The sequence below is a fragment of the Acidisoma sp. L85 genome, from assembly GCF_009765865.1.
In the GTDB taxonomy this organism is placed as follows: Bacteria; Pseudomonadota; Alphaproteobacteria; order Acetobacterales; family Acetobacteraceae; genus Acidisoma.
In genome coordinates this window covers 107,284-128,727 of record NZ_LMUQ01000052.1, presented here as the reverse complement: position 1 = coordinate 128,727, position 21,444 = coordinate 107,284, and the positions used below count along the sequence as shown (strand labels likewise).

Here is a 21,444-nt window from a genome sequence, read left to right as displayed (position 1 = left end):
TGCTTGATCTTGAAAGTGACCGCATGAGGCGGGTAAGATGGCGGCTCACCGCTACTCGTCGCAACTGAATGGGGTTTGGCTGGCGTCGAAAAGCATTTGGTGGCAGCATACTGCGGCGGCTGTTTAGTTTATTGAGGGGGACCGGCTCGTGCGGCCCCACAGACATGTCTCGATCTAGCCTCTTTTGAGGATTGAACCTCATCTGCTGCCTGATCGACATATTAGGGCGTTGCTATATTTTGAGGCGGCCAAGGTCGTCGGGGGCGAATAAGTGGCGACAACGGTAGTTGAGCAAAAGACGGCAGATCAGTGGGGAGGGTCCAGCGTAGTTAGGCTCTTCGATGAAACACGGAGGCGCCTTGTCGAGACTGGGACGCGGAACAGGCTCGTCCATGTCAATCGCTCCAATAGCCGAGGCAATATCCTCAACATTGTGAACGAGCAGTCAAATGACGTCCATGCCTTACTCGCCGATGGCAAGACGATGCGGTTTCTCGCAATCGGCAGCGAAAAAGAAGAAGAACAGAGCGGGACCTCCTATGCTGATTCAACGGATGAAGGCTTCGACAAGGAGCGCTACACGGACGCGCATCTCGAAACGAGACTAGGCCGAGAGGCGCTACTGAAGAAGCTGCTAAAGATCGCCCGCGAGGCGCAGACTGCTGAAGAGGAATCGGGCGTTAACATCCTCTACCTTGCAATGGGCTTTCTTACTTGGTTCGAGGACAAGACCTCCAGCGTTCCCCGTGAGGCGCCGCTTATTTTGCTTCCTGCGGAGTTGGTTCGCAATGCACGCACTTCGACCTACGACATCCGTGCGCGTCACGAAGACGTGCTCACCAACCTTCCTCTGCAACAGAGGCTGAAGGATGACTTCGGAATCGATCTCCCCGAACTCAAGGTCGATGAAGACTGGAAGCCTGGCGACTATTTCGCGGAGGTCGACGCCGTCATTGCCGAACGTCAACGCTGGAAGATTGAGCCGAACGCGATCCAGCTAGGCTTCTTTAGTTTCAGCAAGTTGCTTATGTTTCGCGACTTGGCGATCGACTCCTGGCCAGAAGGCGCGCTGGGGTCGCATGCTCTAACGCGAGGCCTCCTTTATGAGGGCTTCGATAGCCTAGAGGAACCTTTCGGCAAAGGCGTCCGCTTGGACGAAGTGCTGCCGCCTGAAAAGCTTTTCCATGTCGTGGACGCTGACGCTTCTCAAGCCAAGGTGATCGAAGAGGTCCGGGCGGGCCGCAATCTGGTCGTCCAGGGGCCGCCGGGGACGGGCAAGTCGCAGACGATCACGAACATCATCGCCGCGGCCACCAAAGACGGGAAGCGCGTGCTCTTTCTGGCTGAGAAAATGGCGGCGCTGTCCGTAGTGCATGACCGACTTGTAAAGGTTGGCCTGCGCGACGTCTGCCTGGAACTTCATTCGAGGACCGCGAATAAGAAGACGGTCCTTGGCGAGCTAGCGCGTACTATCAGTGAAGGTAGCGCGGTTCCCAAAGTGCCGACCGCGCCGGTCGCTCTCACGGGTGTACGGGACCGGTTGAACGTAATTGCAGAAGCCCTGCATCGACCACTCGGCACCACGGGCGAGACAGCATATAGCGTGCTCGGCCGCCAAGCCCGGTACATCGGGGCGGGTCACGCACCTCCCAGCATGGCTACCGACGCTCTCGCTGCGATGACTAAGGAGGACGAGGCTCGAGTGATCATGGTCGTTGAGCGATATGGTCATCTTCTCGCGGTTGAGGGGCGCTGGGAAGCCCATCCATTTGCCGGCACGCGAAATCTGAATCTCCAGCCCGTGGATCTTGCCCGACTGGGTCCTCTATTGGGTAGGGCGAAGCGAGGCGCCGAATCGCTTTCGGTCGCTTTGCATAAGCCGCTTGAGGCACTTGCGCTGAAACTTCCACGTGCGTTGATTACTCTACGACCTCTGAATGATCTTCTGGAGCGTCTCGAAGGAATACCCATTGGCGCGGAAACGATAGCTCGCGCGATGCTGTCAGCGTCTGATTTGCCTCGGCTTCAAGAAACCCTGCAAGCTGGAGCCAAATGGAAGGAGGCACACGGTCAGGCCAAAACCATCTTCGTCGACGCCGCGTTTGATGCGACTGTCTCCAATTTGCGCGGTCCGCTCGTCGCGGGAGCACAATCCTTCCTTGCCAGATGTGGCGGGGCGTACCGCGGCGCATCTCGCGAGCTTGCAGGGCTACTGCGTAATCCAATTCCCAAGACGGCCGGCGAGCGGCTTGAACTTGTTGATCAACTAGCTCGCACATCGCTGATGAAGACCCTGTGGAGTAACCAAGCCGATTACTGCCGCCAAACACTAGGCAGTGAGTGGCGCAATGAGGGCACGAATTTCACAAGTTTGCTGTCAATTGCGGAGTGGTGCGTTCGCTTGTCACGATCTGCGATACAAAGCTCGTGCGATTTAATGCTGTCACTTGCTGGCGCCGCTGAATCGCTCGTGACGCTGCGCGAAGATCTGCGAGAAGCAGAATCAGCGGCGCGCCCCACTTTAAAAGAGACCGCCGACCTTCTCAACCTCGATCCAACCGTGCTGGGCCGTGAGGGGCTGGACGGTTCAGATCTTGTCGGCCTGGCTGCCCGTTTTGGGGAGATGGCACAGGGCATCGACCGTTACCAGCCGTGGACGGAGCTCGCACGCTTGCACGGCACCCTTCACGCCGCTGGTGTTGCGGATCTCGCCGAGCGCATGCGCGCAGGGGTGCTGGACGGCGCCGCGGCTTCCGCTGAATTGCGCTTCGCGCGAGCCGAACACCTCTGGAGACTGGCTATTGAGGAAAACCCGGTGCTCGCCGACATAAGCATGGTGAAGCGGCACGGCCTGGTTAAGACCTTCTCCGAGCTCGAGCGGCAACGTCTGATCGACAATGTAGTAAGCATCCTTGCCGGACATCTCAGCCAAGTTCCGCAGGGTGCAATGGGCGAAATGAAGGTCATCAGGGGAGAGATTGGAAAGAAGCGGGGGCAAATCGCGCTTCGCCAGCTGTTCGAGAGAGCGGGTACGGCCGTCCAGCGGATCAAGCCGGTACTGCTGATGAGCCCAATCTCCGTAGCGCAATATTTGCCGCCTGGAGTAATCTCCTTTGACCTTTTGATCATCGACGAAGCCTCACAGGTCCGTCCCGAGGATGCGCTGGGGGCGATCGCACGCGCCGATCAGATCGTGGTCGTCGGAGACAAGAAGCAGCTTCCACCTTCGTCCTTTTTTGACCGGGTACTAGCGGACGAGGAAGACGATAAAGAGGGAGACGATGAACATCCAGGTGCCGACCTGCTCGAGGGCGCGGCGAAGTTGGGTTCAATGGAGAGCATTCTCACGCTTTGCGAGGCGCGTGGTCTAAGCTCAAGGATGCTCACGTGGCACTATCGTTCGCGCGATCCGTCGCTGATTGAGGTTTCGAATCGAGAGTTCTACGAGAGTGGTCTTGTTCTACCTCCGTCCCCTCTTCAAGAGGATCCCGCGTATGGTCTATGCTTTACGCAGGTGGATGGCGTCTATGACAAGGGCGGAAAGCGGGACAATCGAAGGGAGGGCGCGGCGATTGTCGCCCGCGTAGCGGAACATGCCCGCGCCCATCCATCTCTCTCGCTTGGGATCGTGACTTTCTCCTTCGCCCAGCGTAACCTCATCACCGAGCTTCTCGAGGTTGCTCGCCGCAGCGACGCTACCCTTAACACTTTCCTTCGGGAAGGTCAGGCTGAAGACGTCTTCATAAAAAACATCGAAAACGTGCAGGGCGATGAGCGGGACGTGGTCCTGGTCAGCGTAGGCTATGGACCGGTCGTCCCGGGCGGTCGGCTCACCAGCATGTCATTCGGTCCTGTGAACGGAGAGGGGGGTGAACGTCGTCTCAATGTGCTCTTTACACGGGCGCGCGTACGGTGCGAGGTCTTTGCCTCGTTTGAGCCTGGCGACATCGATGTAAGCCGGACAAAAGGTGAAGGACCTCGCATCCTCAAGCGCTTTCTCGAGTTCGCAAAGAATGGGCGGCTCGAAGAGAGTTCGCCGTTAGGCCTTGAGGCAGACTCCGCTTTTGAGGAGGACGTCGCGGAGGTCATTAGAGGCTACGGCTTCCTTGCTGACCCGCAGGTAGGATCGGCTGGTTTCCGAATCGACCTTGGCGTTCGCCACCCTGAGAAGCCGGGCACATATATTCTCGCGGTCGAGTGCGATGGCGCAACATATCATAGTGCTCTATGGGCACGCGAGCGAGATCGCTTACGGCAAGACGTGCTTGAGCATCTCGGGTGGTGCTTCCATCGAGTTTGGAGCACCGATTGGTTTTACAATCGACGAGCGGAGATCGAGCGGCTGCACAAAGCCTTAGTTGACGCTCGGGAGGCTGCGCAGCACGGAGTCCGCATAACTGGCGCTAACCAGTCGCGGCAGACATCCAATCTATCAGCCGAACCAGAAGTCACTAAGTTCGAACTTCCGGAGTTCGCTGCGAGGCAGATGCCCTCATATCAACGCGCGGTTTTCCCCGTCAATAGTTGGCAAGAACCTCACGAGGTTGCGGTTTCGACATTGGCTGATCTGGCGAAGCGCATCATCTCAGCCGAAGGGCCGATTCACGTGGACGAAGTTGCGCGGAGGATTGCCGCCTGCTTCGGCAAAGACAAGGCCGGATCGCGCATCCTTGCCGCGACACGATCCGCGCTCTCGCGAGCGCAGTCGTTGGACCGAGACCTCCTGTCGCACGAATCGTTTTGGTTCACCCTCGAACAGTCGGGGGCGCCCCCGGTCAGGGATCGCTCCGCCGAGAGCGGGGCCACCCTAAAGGCAGCGTGTATCTCCATGCTTGAGATCAAGGCCGCGCTGACGATTGCGCGGGATGACAACGCTGGAGGCGAAGTCGCCGATCTCATCCGCACGGCGGCGCGGCTGCTTGGGTTCAGACGCGTGGGGCCTGATCTTCAAGTCAGGATCACCGCGGCGCTTTGATTTCAGGTGAAGCAGCTCGCCGCGACGGTATGCGGCCATAAACTCGACGCAAGGGCCAATTGTTCATTGTGCAATTTGCACAATGAACGACACCGGGAGCCGCAGCCTCTCAGAACATCTGGGTCTGCCCTTATTGGCTTAGCGCCCCGAGCGCAGGCTTGATCGCACGCTCGATATGGCCCTTCCTTGAACTGGAGGTTGCCGGGACGCGAAGATGTGGACAGGGGGGCGCAGCGCCGTCGCTCACATATCCCTTCAACTAGCCCGGTTGCTGCTTCGGTTCGCTACTGGTCTCGCGCCAGGAAAGGCTTCTATGTAGATCCAACGATCTAACTATGCATCCGCGGCAGCCGACTGCCCACCTTTGATTGCCCTGAGGAGAGGCTGTGTCTCAAATGAAACACCGGCGTCGCCGACGCGTTTGGTAAACGCCCTGAGAAGAAAATCATCTAGGGCCGGAGAGATTCCGAAGGGAACATCTTCGACTGCCAGACCAGGAAACTGCAGAACGGCCTCACCGTCCTTACGCTCCCGGTAGTCGAACAGTGATCCGCTATTCGGTCTGTCATAATATACTCGGAACGATGTCTTCGATTTACGATAAGCAATCTTGTCGATTTCCCCAAAAAGTACATCGTTACGAACAAGGTAGTAGAGTCTGTTCTTAACGTAGGTGAGTGCCCGAACCTCACCTTCTGTTGGCGCGAGCGTTCCACCGTCAGCCACCGGCACTGCGAGTTGTTCGCTTGTGCCCGATGCTTGCTCGTGATGGTCAGGGGGAGCACGAACAACGTCCTTCGGTGCGAAGCCTAGCCTTGCAAGCGCCTCTCGCGCTACAAAGGCTTCCATCGCCAATTGCACAATATCTCGGTTAGCGTCGACAATCTTCTGGGTAATCTTACTGAGCTTGCTACCCATTTCAGTGCGATCGAGCACGAACCGTATGAAGTCGTCCGACGGCTTAGTTTTGAATTGCTTAATCAACTGCACTATTGATTCAAACAGCAGTTTTCGCTTTGCTTCCGCGCCCACGTCTTCTGGGTTAAACAGCCCGCTGCGGATCGCTGAAATTCCCTCCAGCGTTATATCATCAACTGTTCCAGACTTAGCGATTTCCGAGAGATCCAGCCGCAGAAAAGCGACTTCGTCCATCATGTTTGGCTTATCTGAGTCCGCGTAAAGCTCGTATTTTAGTCCGTCAGTCAGAATGCCAAGCTTAACGGTCGGAGAGGCATTAAAGTAACTGCGCAGCTGACCTCGATCATCCCTCATTGCAGCGCCAACGCGCTTCGATTCAATAGCTATGACCGGCTTTCCTAGATGTAGGATCGCATAGTCGACCTTATTTTGATATTTCTCGGAGAAATCGGCATGATGCTCCGGCGATACCTCATCGGGATTCGAGACGTCATATCCGAGAGTCGTCAGGAACGGTTGGACAAGGGAGGCATTGGTGCTTGCCTCGGACTCTACTTTGGGAGCCCGACTGGCAACCAGTTTTGCATGTGCGAGCATGCGCAGCTTAAAATCTTCTAGGTCAGGAGACATAATAGTTCCCACAGGCCGCTGGCCATCAATATACGCTGGCTTAATTGTTGATTGCTACACCAAAACTAAGACTGTTGCAATCCTGCATTAGTGGTACGCCCATGGTCAGGATGAACGCCATCGGCTTCGAACACTCGCGGAGGCGAACTGCCCGCAGTCGGGCCTCGGAGTGCTAAAGTCACGAAGCGGAAAGCAAGTGGCGAGCCACCTGCCGCACGCTCGAATGTCCAATTCATTCTTCTCCCTCACCCTCTCTGGGATGGACGCGGACGCCCGGAAACTGGCGGCAAGTGCGGCTTCGAACTCGATCCACGGTCCTAAAAACTGGTGATCACTCGCTCTCCGGGGTTACGGCGTAGGCAGTGGGAGGGGCTCGTTCGCAATGGGTGTGGCCAACAACCCGTCCGCGGATAGTCCCCCCCTAGCTGTGATAACTGTACGCATTGCCTCGCCCTTCTTAACGGGAGCAGGTTTGCAATATCCAGAGTTACGGTCAAATGTGTTCGGCCTGCGTTCCTCATACGTCCGAGCGGACCATGCGAACCTGCGAAACGAAGTCTTCGACGGCAAACCAGTTGGTGAGCCCCTCCTCCCGTATGCTCAGCTCGTAAAGCTGCTCGCGCCAGCGGCCCGTGGCTAGATCATGTGCTAAACGTATCCCGCTGATACCGCCCAAGCGCCCCATAGTTCTGAACTCAAGGGTACCGTCGGTATGATGCTTAAGGATCTCGCCACCCGTCATGGATGCCTCCTTGTTGGCTCCGAAGATTAACCTTTCGTTTCGCAAAGCCTCGTAGCTTTCTAGTGCCAGGCGAAGCACGCCCAGGAAATATGACGCGCTCCCGATATCTTCAAACGCGGCCAGGATTTGCTGCCAGTGCAGCAGCTTCACTGATGCGAGCGCATCCGGCTCGATCGGTATCCCTGCCGGGAGCAAAGCTACTTGAAACAGCCGCATCCCTGGAAACGCTTTCATAATCGGCTGCAGGACTCTCTCACGCTGCCGCCTCAGTTGGGCGATCAGGTTGCCGGCACTGATCGTGTCGTACATCTTCGCCTCAATGCTGACCATTAGAGGCGAAGGTCCGTCGACCAGGATCAGTATGTCGGGTGTGTCGCCTGAAAGCTCCTCGGAAAAGCGTTCCCTATGCAGTTCGGAATAGATCGAATCCCTGAAATTATATTCGGTCAAGAATTGAATGTTCGTCGAATGCGGCGCCACGCTGGTCGGGGGCGCATCGATGCCTAGCAACGGCCAGAGACGATGAAAATGCGCAAAGTCGTCCGCGCAAATAATGCAAGGAAGTACGGTCGCAGTGTAATATACTTCCTTGCGATTGAGCGGGAGGCGTCGCTGGAATAGATCAGCTAGTGACATTTGGATGCCTTCTATTAAGCTGGGTGACGGCCGATACCATTCGGCCCCAGCCGCCACTCGCGCAAGTGGCCACACCTCGTCTGCGCTGCGCTCGAAGCACTTCCCTTGGACGTTGAACATTGATCTACCGGGCGTTAGACGCGATCATCTTCACATGAGGACGCCCAGTTTTCATTCCGCGTGGATCGCCGCCGATGGTTTGGTTGGTTCCGAGGGATCGGTCTCATCCCTCTTCCCGTGGTGGAGTTTCACCAAGACTGTGCTGGCCCTGTGCACCCTTCGCTTGGTCGATGACGGACGCCTCCAGCTAGATGCGCTTCGACCGGGCAAGCCCTACACGCTTCGGCAGCTTCTGCAACATCACGCAGGTGTGCCGAACTACGGCTCATTGAAGGCCTACCACGACGCCGTGGCCCACAGTGACCCGCCATGGTCACGCGAGCACTTGCTGGCAGCTGTCGGGCGCGATCGGCTTGATTTCGTGCCCGGAACCGGGTGGGCATACAGTAACGTCGGCTATCTCTTTGTTCGAGAGATAATTGAGGAAGCGACGGGCCTTCCGCTCGCGACGGCTCTGCGGGAGTTGGTCATAGCGCCGTTGGAACTTTCCTCGGTTCGTCTCGCGGTCACGCCAAGCGATATGTCGGATGTGTTCTGGCCTGCTCTGAGGCTTTATCATCCTGGATGGGTCTACCACGGGTGCTTGATCGGCGCCACGGTGGACGCGGCCAAGCTGCTCCACGCCCTCTTTTCCGGGTCGATCCTGAACTCGGAGTCCCTGGACGAGATGCTGGAACGGCATGAGCTGGGAGGCGCCATCCCCGGCAGGCCTTGGACCGTCTGCGCATATGGCCTTGGCGTCATGTCCGGACGAATGGGTGAGGCTGGCACCGCCATTGGACACTCGGACGCGGCCCGCATAGCGTCAACGCTGTCTATCATTTTCCCAACCTTGCTTCTCCGGTAACCGTGGCGAGCTTCACGGATAGCGTGGACGAAGGGGTGGCGGAATGGGAAGTGTTATCCGTTGCGCTTCGCGTGGGCGTCTAATAGTTACCAGGCTAGGCGACCGGCCTGCCGGGCTTCGATTTTCAGGACAAAAGCGCACTCCTCACCCTGCCATTCGAACCCGGCCAGGTTAGGCTGCAAACCAAGTTCCTCGTTTGCAGACTGACAGGCGGCTTTCGACCCACCTACGAGATTGGACGAAACGCCGCCTATGTTTGACATGGGCCGACAGCGGACAGACCGCCCTTGGGCCAAATATAGAGAGAGAGAGGACATGGCTGGCCCTGGATTTTACTGGCACCTTCCGACCAACTGCGACCGTTCTCGGGCCAATTTCGTGTCCCGGGGTTCCGGCGCCCTCGCTTTTACGTCGGCGAGATCAATAGCCGGTTCACGCCGACCGGAATGCGTTATCAGTGCCAATCGCCAGATCGACCATCGCACGCCTCTGGAAACAGCATACTGCTGTGAAAGACTGCTGTGACCGTTCGCCCAGCCTTGCCCAACGATAGGAGCTGAAGGTATTTTGTGTGTCTGCCACTCAACCAAGGCAAGGAGGTGGCAAAGAGGGGGTTGCGTTGATTGAAGGAATAAAAATCGCCGGATGCGCTAGCTACAGCGCGGAAGGCCAGAGTCTTGGCCAGCTTCGCAAGATCAACTTCATCTACGGCGCGAACGGCTCAGGAAAGACCAGCATCTCACGCGTGATCGCCTCCCCCGAAGATCATCCAGCCTGCGCGATCCACTGGGCCAATCAACAGCCTCTCGAGTGCCTCATTTATAATGCCGACTTCGTGGAGCGCAATTTCCGGTCCAGCTTGCCCGGCATCTTCACGCTGGGCGAGCACGACGCGACCGTGCAGGATCAGATCGAGCAGGCGCGAAGCGAGGTTCTAGATATCGAGCGCGATATCACCTCACGCAAATCCTCGCTCGGTGGAGGCGATGGTGCGAGCGGCAAGCTCGGGGAGCGGTCGACGTTGCGGGAGAATATCGAGAACGAATGTTGGAAGCTGAGAAACCGCCATGATGCCGATTTTCAGTCCGCCTTCACAGGCGTACGCGGCACTAAGGCGAGCTTCTGCAACAGAATCCTGAGCGAATGGGCTTCCAATCAGGCTCGGGTTCTTCCGCTCTATGACTTGAAGAAACGTGTCGCCATCATCTTCGAAAAGGGGCTTGCGCGCGAAAACACGGTTCGTGTGCCCGAGAGTGCCGAGCTGCTCCGCCTGCAGGCGTTGCCAATCCTGACGAAAAAGGTCGTCGGTCGGGGCGATTTCGATATCGCCGGTCTGATCGACCGCCTCGGCAACAGTGATTGGATCAAGCAAGGCGTCAGCTATTTCGAACAAAGCACGCCGCAGTGCCCATTCTGCCAGCAGGATGTCGACGCCGATCTCGCGAAGCGCATCGGCGATTATTTCGACGAAGCCTACGATCGCGACATCACGGATATCGCGCGTCTCGTTGCAGGATATGAGGCGGCGAGCGCAGCCTACCTCCAAGCGCTCATGAGCATCTTGCAGGACGGGTCACGCTACATTGATGTGGATCAACTAGTCGGACTTGTGGAGCGTGTGACCGCGCGCCTGGCGCTCAATGGGCAACATATCGCTCGAAAGCAGAAAGAGCCGAGCGCTGTCATCACGGTGGAAGACAACACCGACCTATTCGCCGAGGTGGGGGAATTTCTCAAGGCTGCGAACACAGCTGTTACCGAACACAACCGGGCCGTCAATGATATCGGCAATCAAAAGACGATGCTCACTGCCGAGATCTGGAGGTTTCTGCTGGAAGAGGCCAAGAGCACCCTCGATGCCTATCATGCCAGCAAGAAGTCGGTGGACGCCGCAATCAGCGGCATCGAAATGAGCTTGACAACCAAGCGTCGTGACCTTGCAATCGCGCGGCAAACGCTGCGCGATCTCGAGAAGGGCATCACGAGCGTTCAGCCCACCGTAACCGAGATCAATGCGCTGCTGGCGTCATTCGGCTTTCGCGGCTTCAAGCTCGCCACCGCGGGCGACCAGGAGAGCCTGTATGAGATCGTCCGTCTTGACGGCAGCAATGCCGTCAGGACCCTGAGCGAGGGTGAGACGACATTCGTCAGCTTCCTTTATTTCTACCATCTGATCCGCGGCAGCGTTTCGGAATCCGGAATAACGAGCAACCGCGTCATCGTGTTCGACGATCCAGTTTCGAGCCTAGACAGCGATATCCTGTTCATCGTCTCCAGCCTGATCAAACGAGTGTTCGAGCTGAGCCACGCACGAAACAGCTTGATCCGCCAGGTATTCCTGCTCACCCACAACATTTTTTTCCATAAAGAGGTGTCGTTCGACCCCGACCGGAAGGGAGAGCGCCGCGCGCACGAGACATTCTGGATCGTAAAGAAGATCGATGATGTCTCGACGTTGGAATCCTTCGATCACAATCCGATCAAGACATCCTACGAGCTGCTCTGGTCCGAGGTGCGCAACCAGAATCGTTCCAACCTCACCATTCGGAACACGCTGCGCCGCATTCTGGAGAACTATTTCAAAATCCTCGGCAACATGAACAAGGACAAGATCATCGAGAAGTTTGAGGGCCGTGATAAAGTGATTTGCGCATCGCTCTTTTCATGGGTGAATGACGGTTCGCACAGCACACATGATGATCTCTACGTCTCCAGTGATGCCGCCACAGTGGACGCCAATCTCGGCGTCTTCAGGCGCATTTTCGAAGCGACCGGGCATGGGCCACATTATCACATGATGATGGGCACTGAGCCGGTGCCCATAGCGGTTTTTGCGGCCACCGAAATTGCATCTCCGGTAGCGAGGGGTGGTCAAGACGCAGCATGATCGCTATAGCCGGTTAAGCATGTCTGACTGAAACTATTGCTGAATCAGCGTCCGCTGTGCGCCATCGCGCCTCGAAGCCGACCAACGAAGTTGTTGTGGGCCCTGTCATTCCCAAGCACGTCCGAAACCGGTCGCCAATAACTAATTTTGGATTGAGCAGACTGGCGTTGAATGGCAGCAACGGGCGCGTACCCACCTCCCCAATGCTAAAACATGCCGACTGTTGTCGTCAACGACCGCTTGCCACCCATCTCGGTCTCGCAGCCCTTGGGTTAGCGATCCGGGCAATGCGTAATCGACTAACTGCGCGACTTTCCCGACCTTGCTGCTCCAGTCACCGCGCGAAGCTTCACGGATGGCGAGGACGAAGGTCTGGCGGAATGGGAGGTGCTATCTATTGAGCTTCAAGTGGATGCGTAACTATATTCCACGCGGGCGGCGATGTGGTGCCACTCCTCCATTTGATTCTTTCGAGAAACTCTAATTGTAAAAGACAAAGAACGAAAAACGAACGAATCCTAAGTCTCTTGTCTCCACGCGGGCAGGTCATTGCCGATGGGCGCTGAACCCGGAAAGACAGCCAAAGAGGGAACTAGATCTGGCCTCGGGCCAAAACGGTCGATCGTCTCATCAACGGTCCACGAGTGGGACTCGGATATTCTCGGGACTAGGTAATGGAGGTAAACTGCTAGGAGTGCTGTGGAAGGTTTGAATGCTTGAATGGCCTCAATGTTTCTCGTCCTTCGAAGATCTGAAGACTCACACTGCGATTCCATATCCATTGCCAGATGTGCGATTCCAAGGCCGTGCGCCTCAAGTTGCCGATCGGCTTCAACTAATTTCGTCTTGACATACCGGGCCTTCTTCTCAATAGCGGTAGGTGCGGCACACTGCCAAGTGACGACTGAGCCATAGCTAATCGAACGAATGAATCGTGGGTCTAGTTCGTCAGGATCGGCCTGAGCCGCCAGGTGATACCCAGTCTCGCGCACGGAATGCCCACACAGAAGCCGCGCAAGCTTTGTACCGAAGTACAGGCTGCCATTGTCATGTATGTCTCGGTGCACCGCCGGCAGGTTGGCTCGCTTTACAACGCCGAACCCGAAATCATCCTTCCAAGGGTATCCGTTCGGTGTGATGATCGCGCTCGAGATAACACGCATCAGGCGCTCCTCTAGATAACGGCTTGGGATCGCCTCGAGCTCTTCTGTATAAGTCACATCAAGATGAACCGACAGCCTGCAATTGTACATCAACGCTGCCGCGCTCCGAAATATCTCCCTGTGGGTAGCCTGCTCCTGCATGTCGTATTTTCCACGCCCGAGCCGCTTGCATTCCACTGACGCCACTCCAGTCAACTCGGCAAGCGATAATTGCAGGTCCGGTGTTCTTTCCTGCCCTTTGGCTTCTTGAATGAACGCAACGTCAAAACCATTGGCCGCATAGTTCGACGCCATCAGCAACTCGAACATCGCACCATCGGGCGCTACTGCTTTCGTTCGTAACATACGGGCCGCGCGCTCGACTGCGCCAGGGATTTGCCTTAGCAGATGAGCGTTCCTGCCAATCTGTTTGACCCACGGGACAATCCGTGAACCGAGCGCAATGTCATAGGAGCGACGGTCATCGATTAGCGATTTTGCTTGTGCGAGGAACGCTCCAACAACATCTTGGCTTATCGTCTCCAGACCTGGATCTTGCCCGAAGGAATCGGCTGCCGCAGTCACTGCCCGATACGCTTGCTGCGCATTTGAAAGCCGCTCGGTGAATACACTGGGTTTGCCACTTGCAATGGCAAACCACTCCAACGCTTTCCAAACGTCTTCATCGTCCTCGAGCCCGGCGCCAATCACGGTGTTCACCATTTCACACCAACCCTTGAAGGGTCGTCACCATTTCGGCGTTAGAGAAACGTCTCGCATAGAGGTCGGCTTCAACTCTGCGTGTGGCACGGAGTCGCTCGAAGGCATGGGCCATTTGCCGGTTCATGTGGTCCAACCGTTCAGCACTAGTCGATCGATCGTGCTTTCAAATCGATATGTCTCAAGCGCTTTCATGTTCCGAAGAGAAAGGTTCAAACGCCACTCTGGCTTGCTCTTTAGTCCCTCACCATAGTCGTTGCCGCAAAACAAGGTATCGGGCGTTCGCCAAGCCGTGGACGGTATGAAGTAGAGTTGAGGTAGGTCTCCGTCGGAAAGCAAAAGACCGAGAGCGAGATAGAGGTTATCGGCCAATTCAAACTTAGATTTGAACATGAACACATTTTGCAATGCGCGAGCCGATTTCACCTGAACTTGCAAAAAAGGGCCGGCACCATGGCGACAGACAAAATCTATTCCTCTATCGTCGACCTCGGTCGTATAGACTTGGAACCCGTGCATCGTTAGCTCCATCTTCACGAAGTACTCGCAGTAGGCTCCGACCTGCTGCTTGTTCAGACGGCCCCACTGGTATCGTAGCATCGTGACTCCTCGTTCGACGGGGTGTTTGCCAAACTGCGCGCTGCGGCTCTCTACGATCTTACTGGTAGACAAGGCATGGATGGGCGGGCTCGTAGGAGCGCGTGACGTTGATCCTGGACCTTCTCTTTGTACCCGTGTGCTGCTGCCAAAGTAGTTTACTCACTACCTTGCGTAGGCGGGGCAGAGCGACGGGATAGATTCGCGTCTAGTGGTAGCAGCCCATCTTTGCAGGCTCCGATCAAGGAATTCAATCCACGCAACTCGGCGCTTCGCCCGTGCTCACGGAGGAATCCAATGGCGTCTCGATACAACTTCTCAAGCCCTTCGTCTTCATCATATTCCAGCAGGAAGTGATCTGGATGGCGTATCAACATCCAGTGATGGAAAGCAGCCATTGTGTACGTGAACGATCCTTCTAGGAAGCGATATGCCACTAGACAGAAACCGATGCGCCAATCGTTCTCCTCCGGCGCGAAGGCTGCAATAGTGCCCTGTGGATCGCGATCGGCATGCTTCAGGAAAGAGGCAGTATCGTAGAGTGTCTTTTTGCCAAGTGCGGTGGCATGGGGCTTTAGATCAGTCTCGTATGTGAGATTGCCTTTGGCGAGATCAGTCAGTACGCCATATGCAGCCATGGTGAGCGTGTGCACAGCAAGCTCATCCTCTTCGGCGGCGACCAGTCTAATCGCGGCTTCTAGTTGGCGGCGTGCGGCCTCTATCTTCGTGATCATCAGATACTCACGGCGTTACCCGTGGCGGCGAGGGCTTGTTTTGGTTGAACGTGTCGTACCATCCCTCCCCAAATATACCGTCATAGAAGCGACGCAACCTGTTCTCGGTTTCATCACGAGACATCAACCCTTCGGCTTCCATTGCCACCATCCACCGCACTAGTCTCTTACTTTTATCCAAATCATCGAGTGCCGGGCTGATGTACTCGTGAAAAAGTTCCATCTCGCGCACGGATACGTCAGGTTTATCTGAAAGCAACTTCGACAAGATAGCTACAAGATCTCGCGCTGCATCTTCCGTGACCTGAGTCACCGGTTCGACCCAATAAGGCTTGCCAAATGAATCAGGATAGCAATCGGTGTAGAGCCCGCTCTGTTTAATCTTGTCGATCTGCTTTATCAGCTTAGTGCGTTCCGCTATGGCTGCCTTCAAGTCATTCGGCGCTGTCAGCACCTTGCCATCGGGGTTAAACCCTATAGGGCCTTCCATCTTTGCCTGATGGAGATGGTAGTCCTTCCATTGCTTCTTGAGTGCGGCAGGTTCCGTCGTGGTGCACAAGACTCGGATGACGGACATCTTGCCAGCTTCTTCCAGTCCCAGCACTGCCAGGGACGCTGCTGAAGCCCAGCGCTCGGCTGACAGAAGTAGTTCCGCGTCTCCAAGCAAGCGCCGGGAATTGCGGAGTGCAGCGTTCATCCCTGCTGCTGCTTGTGACGCCGATACGGCTCCCTGGTAAGTGGCAGTGTTCATCGCCTAAATCCCCTTGCTGTTTGCTGACCCGTAATCCGGTGGGGCCGATTGTCTCGACACCCACCGGTCAGCATTCGCTACGGAGCGGCGGGGATTTCCGGATACCGCTTTCCAGTCTTTATTTCTGAAATGCGGCCAGGGTTAACGTCATAGTCCGCCGCGATTCGGTGCAGGAACTCACCTCGATTGATGCGCTTCTTGATCGTCGGAACTTTGGACGGCGGCAAGTCTGGGCTAGGCTTTCGTATAGGTGCCAAGGTGTCCTCCTATGGCATCAGGCACAACAGCCGCCTTGACTTAGGGAATCGCACACCCCTAGTTTGCCGTTGTGAACACGGCGGGGCCTTACCCTTACCTGCGACAGCTGTCTCCATTGCAGGACCGCCCCGATGAAACGGCCCCAAGCTACGAACTTGGGGTCGTATTCGTTTTAGAGCGGTATCGTCCGTGAAACTCACGGACTCGCAAGCGACGCGGCGATACCATATCTTGTCGCCCGGAAGGCCGATTGGGCAACTAGTTATAGTGCATGGCGATATGCGGAGGCATTACGGAGCCTTCCCGTTGCTAACTTACAGAAAACATTGATGTTTCTGGTGGGCCGACTCGACTGACAGACCTTTGGAAAGCCGAGCCACCGTCGAAATTGAAGGTGCACGATTCATCACAAGCTGTGGATAACGTGGATGACTCTTCGTAATGGGGGAGGCGGTGGCGTTGACCGCGCGGAGAATCGTCAGCCGCCGCAGTGCTTCGCCCAGTCCTCCATGATGCCGCGCCGCTTATCGAACATGTCGCCGCGCCGATAGGCAGCCTCAACCTTGTTCCCGACAGTATGCGCTAGCGCCATCTCGGCCACTTCGGCGGGATAATCGGTGGCCTCGGCGGCCCAGTCACGGAATGAACTACGGAAGCCATGGGCGGTGATGTCGCCACGGTCCATGCGTCGTAACAGTTCTTGTATGGCCATGTTGCTGAGCGGCCGACCTTGTTTACGGCCACCGAATATGAAGGCGCCCGCCTCGGTTCCCGCTTGGGCCATTTCCTGTAGCAGTGCCACAGCTAGGGGAGAGAGGGGCACGCGATGCTCGCGCTTTGCCTTCATCCTAGATGCCGGAATCGTCCATACCCGTTCTTCCAGGTCGACCTCAGACCACGTAGCGCCAAGCACCTCTCCAAGTCTGGCGGCGGTCAGGATTAAGAAACGCAAGGCGAGCGCCGGGGTGCCTGCCTCTTCTCTCACGCTGGCCATAAAGGGGGCCATGTCCTTCCAGGGTAACGCCGGGTGGTGTTGAACGGCTTTGATCTTGGAAGGCTTGGGTAGAATGCTGGCGAGATTGCCCTTCCACTGGGCGGGGTTTTCCCCCTTCCGCCAGCCACGGGCCTTCGCATAGTCGAGGATGGTTTCGATCCTGCCCCGGATGCGTGATGCGGTTTCGGAGATTTCCGGCCATATCGGTTGGAGAACCTTCAGGACTTCGGTCACCGTGATGCCCGCCACCGGCAAGTTACCAATTTCCGGGAAGACGTGGGCCTCTAGACTCGTGGACCACTGGCTACGATGCAACGCATTGCGCCACGCGGCTTCGTTGTCTTTGATATACAGGCGGGCGACCTGCTCGAACGTGTGCGTGCCCCGCTCGGCTTCCGCCGCGAGCCGCTGGGTCTTCTTAGCCTCGATGGGATTGATACCCTGCCGGTTGAGCTTGCGGGCCTCTGCGGCGGCATCCCGAGCCTCGCGTAGGGATACGTCGATGACCGAGCCGAGGCCCATGCGATATTCGCGCCCATCCCTTTTAAATCGATAAACCCAGGCCCGCTGGGTCGGACTGCGCACATGGAAGTAGAGCCCGCCTCCGTCGCTATGCATGCCGGGAGTGGTGAGGTTCTTAACCTTGAGGGCGCTGAGCTTATTAAGTGACAAAGTGTATACGCTCCAATTCGTATGCACTTTAGTATACCCTTTCGGCCACGTCACTAGGAAACAGCGTGACACACTTTGGCACGTAACCGGATGATTTTACAAAGGCTTAGGTGGATTATTTGGGACAGCCTGGAACAGCCTGGAACCTGTAAAATGCGGAGCAAATCTCCATCGAACTCGTCGGCATCGTCGGTGCGGTCGATCTGCCGCCCTTCGTCAAGCGGGCGGAGGTGCCGCACCGGGCCGGGCTTTCCTACCCGGCTTTCGTCGCCTGGCTGACGGCGCAGCAGTCGCAGCGGCCTTGGGCAATCGGAATAGCACCGCTCGCCGACAATGACTTTAACCGCTGCAAATCGTCGATAAAGCTGCTGGACTACGGAGCCCTGGGCCTTGCAACCGTCGCCTCCGACATGCCGGCCTACCAGGCGGCAGATGGCACCGCTTTGCCGGGCACCTTGCTGGCAGCCGACGAGGCGGCCTGGTTCCACGCGCTTTCAAAGCTCATCCGGCAACCCGCCCGTAGGCTCGAACTGGCGAAAGCCGGACGGGCGTCGCTGCTCGGACAGCACAGCCTCGCGGCCCAGTCGGCCACCCGCCGCGCCATTCTGGCGGAGGCCGCGGCGGCTCGGTCCGACCGGCCCGCAGCGCCGACGACCATCGCGATGGCGGCTGTCCGGCGCTGAAACGTGCCGCTAAGCTACGGGCGAAGCACCCAAAGGAGCTCGCCATGGCCGATCCCTCGCAGATCACGGAGTATCACGCGCACATCTACTACCAGCCGGGCGTCACCGAGGACGCCGCGGCGCGGCTGCGGGAGTCGGTCGGTACGCTGTTCCCTGAGGCGCGTCTCGGTCGTTGGCATGCCAAGCCGGTCGGGCCGCATACCGAGGCGATGTATCAGATCGCTTTCCCCGTCTCGCTCTTTCCGAGCCTGGCGCCGTGGCTCATGCTCAATCGCGAGGGGCTCGACGTGCTGCTGCATCCGGAGACCGGCGACGATCTCACGGACCACACGACCCATGCCGCCTGGCTCGGTCATGTTCTGCCCTTGAACGTGGAAGTCTTCGCCGCCGGCGATGACGACGACTGAGACGATACCTGGGCCATACGTCGGGGCGGATGAGAGATGGGTTCTGAACGGCTGACGGCGCTGACCGACGGAGTCGTCGCAGTCATCATCACGATCATGGTGCTTGAGATGAAAGCGCCCCAAGGCACCGACTTACGTGCGCTCGCGGAATTATGGCCTGTGTTCGTGAGCTACGTATTGTCATTCATTTACGTGGCGATTTACTGGAACAACCATCACCACTTCTTCAAACTTGCGCCCGAGGTCGATGGCGCGATGCTTTGGGCGAACCTCAACTTCCTGTTTTGGCTGTCACTGGTGCCCTTCACCACGGCCTGGCTTGGGGAACATGAATTGGCCGCTGTCCCGACGGCGGTCTACGGTGCTTCGCTACTGGCTTGCGCAACAGCCTGGTATATCATGCAAGCGGCAATCATCCGTTCGCAAGCTGAGGAATCGCCGCTGCGTCAGGCGCTTGGGCGAGACGTCAAAGGGAAAGTCTCGCCGATCCTATACCTGAGCGGCATCGTGATGTCGTTCGTGCTGCCCGCGCTTGCCTACCTGATTTACGCGGCGGTCGCTTTGATGTGGTTGGTTCCAGATCGTCGCGTTGCCGCGGCGCTGTCATCGGCACGACGCAATGAGATTCCCTGATCGAGCATGCGCTTGTTACTCCCGACGCCTCGCCTTGACCGGCGCGGCGGCCTAAGTTGCCGCCGCCAGATGAGGATGACAGATGCTGTTTGAATGGACTGATAGCCCCGAGGAATTCGCCGAGCGCGGTGCGGCCCATGCTGCCGCCGTCATCGACGATATGCCTGAAGCGGCCATAGCCTTGCCTACCGGTTCAACACCGATCGGCCTGTATGACCGTTGGGTGGAGCGCGCCGCGACAGGAGAGGTGCAGCTCAACCGCGCGCATTTCTTCAATCTGGACGAATATGCCGGGTTGCCGCAGGCCGACTCGCATAGCTTCGCGGCTTTCCTTCATCGGCATTTCCTCGACCGTGCGGCGATCGACCCCGCACGGGTGCGGCTCTTGCGTGGTGATGCGCCCGACCTCGAGGGCGAAGCGGCGGCGCATGATGCGGCGGTTGCGGCCCAGGGCGGGCTCGACCTCGCCATCCTGGGTCTTGGGGGCAACGGCCACATCGCCTTCAACGAGCCGGGCGCCGACTGGAACCAAGGCACCCACCGCGTGCCCCTGACCGAGGCCACGCGGATCGCCAATCAGGCGTATTTCGAGGATGGCTTCACGGTGCCCCGCGATGGCTTGACCATGGGTATCGGCATGCTGCGGAAGGCTCGCCGCGTGCTGCTGCTGGTGACAGGTGTGGCGAAAGCCGAGGCCCTGGCGATGCTACGCGCCGGCCGTCCGGACCCGGCTTGGCCAGTGACGGCGCTGATCGGCCATCCGCATCTCATCGTGGTGGCCGATTCCGCACTCCGGGGATGATCCAGTCCGAAATGTCCGAAATTGCACGAATCACCCCCGAAACGAAGGCGGGGTGATCAGCGCAAAGGCCAGGGCTTACGTTTGGACATCAAGATTGCGTCACAAAAGACGAAGAGCCGTGGTCAAGATCCTATGCCATTCTCAGTTTCGGAGAAAACCAGAGTATTGTGATGTCGAAATTCGATGCATCCGGGCATATCGCGCTCGGAAATGCACTTTATGCGGGTGCTGTGGCTGAAGCGGCACTTCTGGCGATGATTACCAAGGGCGCGCTCACAAGGCAGGAGGCGCTTGCGGCGATCGATGTCATTCAGAGCGCGCTTGAGGCTGGCCGGGGTGACTATCCCCTCGGGCCAACGCCGGTGGACTATGCCACCGGACGCCTACGCTCGCTCCGCAAACGGATCGGCTAACGACCCGGCTTGGTCGCCATTCGCCCCGCACGCCGCGTCGCGCAGTTCGGCCAATGGCAACCCCAGCCGAGCTGAAAGGCTAGAGCCAGCGGTCGCGGAACGAGCGGCGGGGCGCGAAGGGGCTTGAGGATGAATGCACCAGATAGCCGATGAAGTAGCCCACCGCGGCTGCGCCTAGCAGCGAAAGCAGCGGCTGGCGTTCCACGGCGTAGCCGACATAGTCGCCAGCCTGCGCGCCCGCTTCATAAATGCGGCCGCCGGCCGATGCGGCGCCTTCCTTCACGGTTTGCGCTGTTCCGTGGAGCTTGCTGCCCGCGCGGCTGGCGAGATCCGAGGCGTAGTCAGCGGCGGAACTCGCGGCGCCAGAAACTTTCTCCGCGGCGTCGCCCATGGCGCCCTGTGCCTTGCCGATGACCTGATCGGCCTTCCCTTCGGCCTGGGTCGCTGCGTCGCCGGTTAGGCCACCAGCTGCGTCCTTCACCTTGCCCTTAAGGTCGTTGATGGTGCCTTCCGTCGTCTGATCGCTCATGGGATGCCTCCTGTTGGATGCCGGGACCGGCGCGGTCCTGGCGGTCTCTTGGAGTTCTCATCTTGTCTCGCGTGGCGGCTTCGCAATACCGCGCCGTGCAAGCGACCGACACACCATCACGCCGATCGACCACAAGGGGACGTGACCAGCGTGTGACACGCTCGCGGCTCCGTTCGGCCTTGTCGGGCGAGAGCCTCGGCACAAGTCCCTAGCCGTCTCGCCGGCGTCTTGCCCGGCATTCGGCCGGGGAGCATCTATTGGCATCCAACCTCACGCGAAACATCGGCTTCGTCACCGGCCTCGCGCTATTCGGGCTGTGGCTCGACAAGGCCGGTGGCGGCGATCGGCAGGGGG

At 57.9% G+C, this 21,444-nt stretch carries 16 protein-coding genes; 8 read left to right on the top strand and 8 right to left on the bottom strand.

Annotation, left to right across the window (positions count from 1 at the left end; all coding sequences use genetic code 11):
• Positions 1-271: 271 nt before the first annotated feature.
• Positions 272-4,975 (top strand): DUF3320 domain-containing protein, encoded by a 4,704-nt coding sequence (locus tag GSQ83_RS16405; protein ID WP_158803949.1) that lies wholly within the window; start codon positions 272-274, stop codon positions 4,973-4,975.
• A gap of 333 nt (positions 4,976-5,308) precedes the next feature.
• On the opposite strand, the gene GSQ83_RS16400 is transcribed toward GSQ83_RS16405, so the two are convergent.
• Positions 5,309-6,523: a type I restriction endonuclease gene (locus tag GSQ83_RS16400; protein ID WP_158803948.1), complete on the bottom strand. Its 1,215-nt coding sequence runs from the start codon at positions 6,521-6,523 to the stop codon at positions 5,309-5,311.
• A gap of 517 nt (positions 6,524-7,040) precedes the next feature.
• The gene (locus GSQ83_RS16395) at positions 7,041-7,901 is read right to left on the bottom strand and encodes a hypothetical protein (RefSeq protein WP_158803947.1); all 861 of its coding nucleotides are present in this window, start codon (positions 7,899-7,901) and stop codon (positions 7,041-7,043) included.
• 154 nt (positions 7,902-8,055) lie between these two features.
• Between GSQ83_RS16395 and GSQ83_RS16390 the strand changes: the two genes are divergently transcribed.
• Together GSQ83_RS16390 and GSQ83_RS16385 are read left to right on the top strand one after the other, a co-directional pair.
• Positions 8,056-8,868 (top strand): serine hydrolase, encoded by an 813-nt coding sequence (locus tag GSQ83_RS16390; RefSeq protein WP_216850240.1) that lies wholly within the window; start codon positions 8,056-8,058, stop codon positions 8,866-8,868.
• A 619-nt stretch (positions 8,869-9,487) separates the two neighbouring features.
• Complete coding sequence (locus GSQ83_RS16385) at positions 9,488-11,755, top strand: AAA family ATPase (protein ID WP_254065733.1); 2,268 nt, start codon at positions 9,488-9,490, stop codon at positions 11,753-11,755.
• Positions 11,756-12,273: 518 nt separating this feature from the next.
• Here the strand turns inward: GSQ83_RS16385 and GSQ83_RS16380 are convergent.
• From GSQ83_RS16380 to GSQ83_RS16360, 5 genes are all read right to left on the bottom strand, one after another.
• On the bottom strand, positions 12,274-13,620 hold the full coding sequence (locus GSQ83_RS16380; RefSeq protein WP_158803946.1) for a hypothetical protein: 1,347 nt from the start codon (positions 13,618-13,620) through the stop codon (positions 12,274-12,276).
• Positions 13,621-13,740: 120 nt separating this feature from the next.
• Positions 13,741-14,217: a hypothetical protein gene (locus GSQ83_RS16375; RefSeq protein WP_216850239.1), complete on the bottom strand. Its 477-nt coding sequence runs from the start codon at positions 14,215-14,217 to the stop codon at positions 13,741-13,743.
• Between the two features lie 155 nt (positions 14,218-14,372).
• Entirely contained in the window at positions 14,373-14,948 is a 576-nt protein-coding gene (locus tag GSQ83_RS16370; RefSeq protein ID WP_158803945.1) for a hypothetical protein, read from the bottom strand.
• A 7-nt stretch (positions 14,949-14,955) separates the two neighbouring features.
• Complete coding sequence (locus GSQ83_RS16365) at positions 14,956-15,699, bottom strand: AbiV family abortive infection protein (RefSeq protein WP_158803944.1); 744 nt, start codon at positions 15,697-15,699, stop codon at positions 14,956-14,958.
• Positions 15,700-16,435: 736 nt separating this feature from the next.
• Complete coding sequence (locus GSQ83_RS16360; RefSeq protein ID WP_254065732.1) at positions 16,436-17,623, bottom strand: site-specific integrase; 1,188 nt, start codon at positions 17,621-17,623, stop codon at positions 16,436-16,438.
• Between the two features lie 230 nt (positions 17,624-17,853).
• On the opposite strand from GSQ83_RS16360, the gene GSQ83_RS16355 reads away from it, so the two are divergent.
• The 5 genes from GSQ83_RS16355 (at position 17,854) to GSQ83_RS16335 (ending at position 20,561) form a co-directional block, all read left to right on the top strand.
• Entirely contained in the window at positions 17,854-18,306 is a 453-nt protein-coding gene (locus tag GSQ83_RS16355; RefSeq protein ID WP_158803943.1) for a glycosyltransferase, read from the top strand.
• Positions 18,307-18,350: 44 nt separating this feature from the next.
• A complete protein-coding gene (locus GSQ83_RS16350) occupies positions 18,351-18,713 on the top strand; it encodes a DOPA 4,5-dioxygenase family protein (protein ID WP_158803942.1) in 363 nt (120 codons plus the stop codon).
• A gap of 36 nt (positions 18,714-18,749) precedes the next feature.
• Positions 18,750-19,346 (top strand): TMEM175 family protein, encoded by a 597-nt coding sequence (locus tag GSQ83_RS16345; protein ID WP_158803941.1) that lies wholly within the window; start codon positions 18,750-18,752, stop codon positions 19,344-19,346.
• 82 nt (positions 19,347-19,428) lie between these two features.
• A complete protein-coding gene (locus tag GSQ83_RS16340; RefSeq protein ID WP_158803940.1) occupies positions 19,429-20,148 on the top strand; it encodes a glucosamine-6-phosphate deaminase in 720 nt (239 codons plus the stop codon).
• Positions 20,149-20,318: 170 nt separating this feature from the next.
• A complete protein-coding gene (locus GSQ83_RS16335; RefSeq protein ID WP_158803939.1) occupies positions 20,319-20,561 on the top strand; it encodes a hypothetical protein in 243 nt (80 codons plus the stop codon).
• 79 nt (positions 20,562-20,640) lie between these two features.
• Here GSQ83_RS16335 and GSQ83_RS16330 read toward each other — a convergent pair whose 3' ends face one another.
• Positions 20,641-21,090, bottom strand: a complete 450-nt coding sequence (locus GSQ83_RS16330; protein WP_158803938.1) for a CsbD family protein — start codon at positions 21,088-21,090, stop codon at positions 20,641-20,643.
• Between the last annotated feature and the right edge of the window lie 354 nt (positions 21,091-21,444).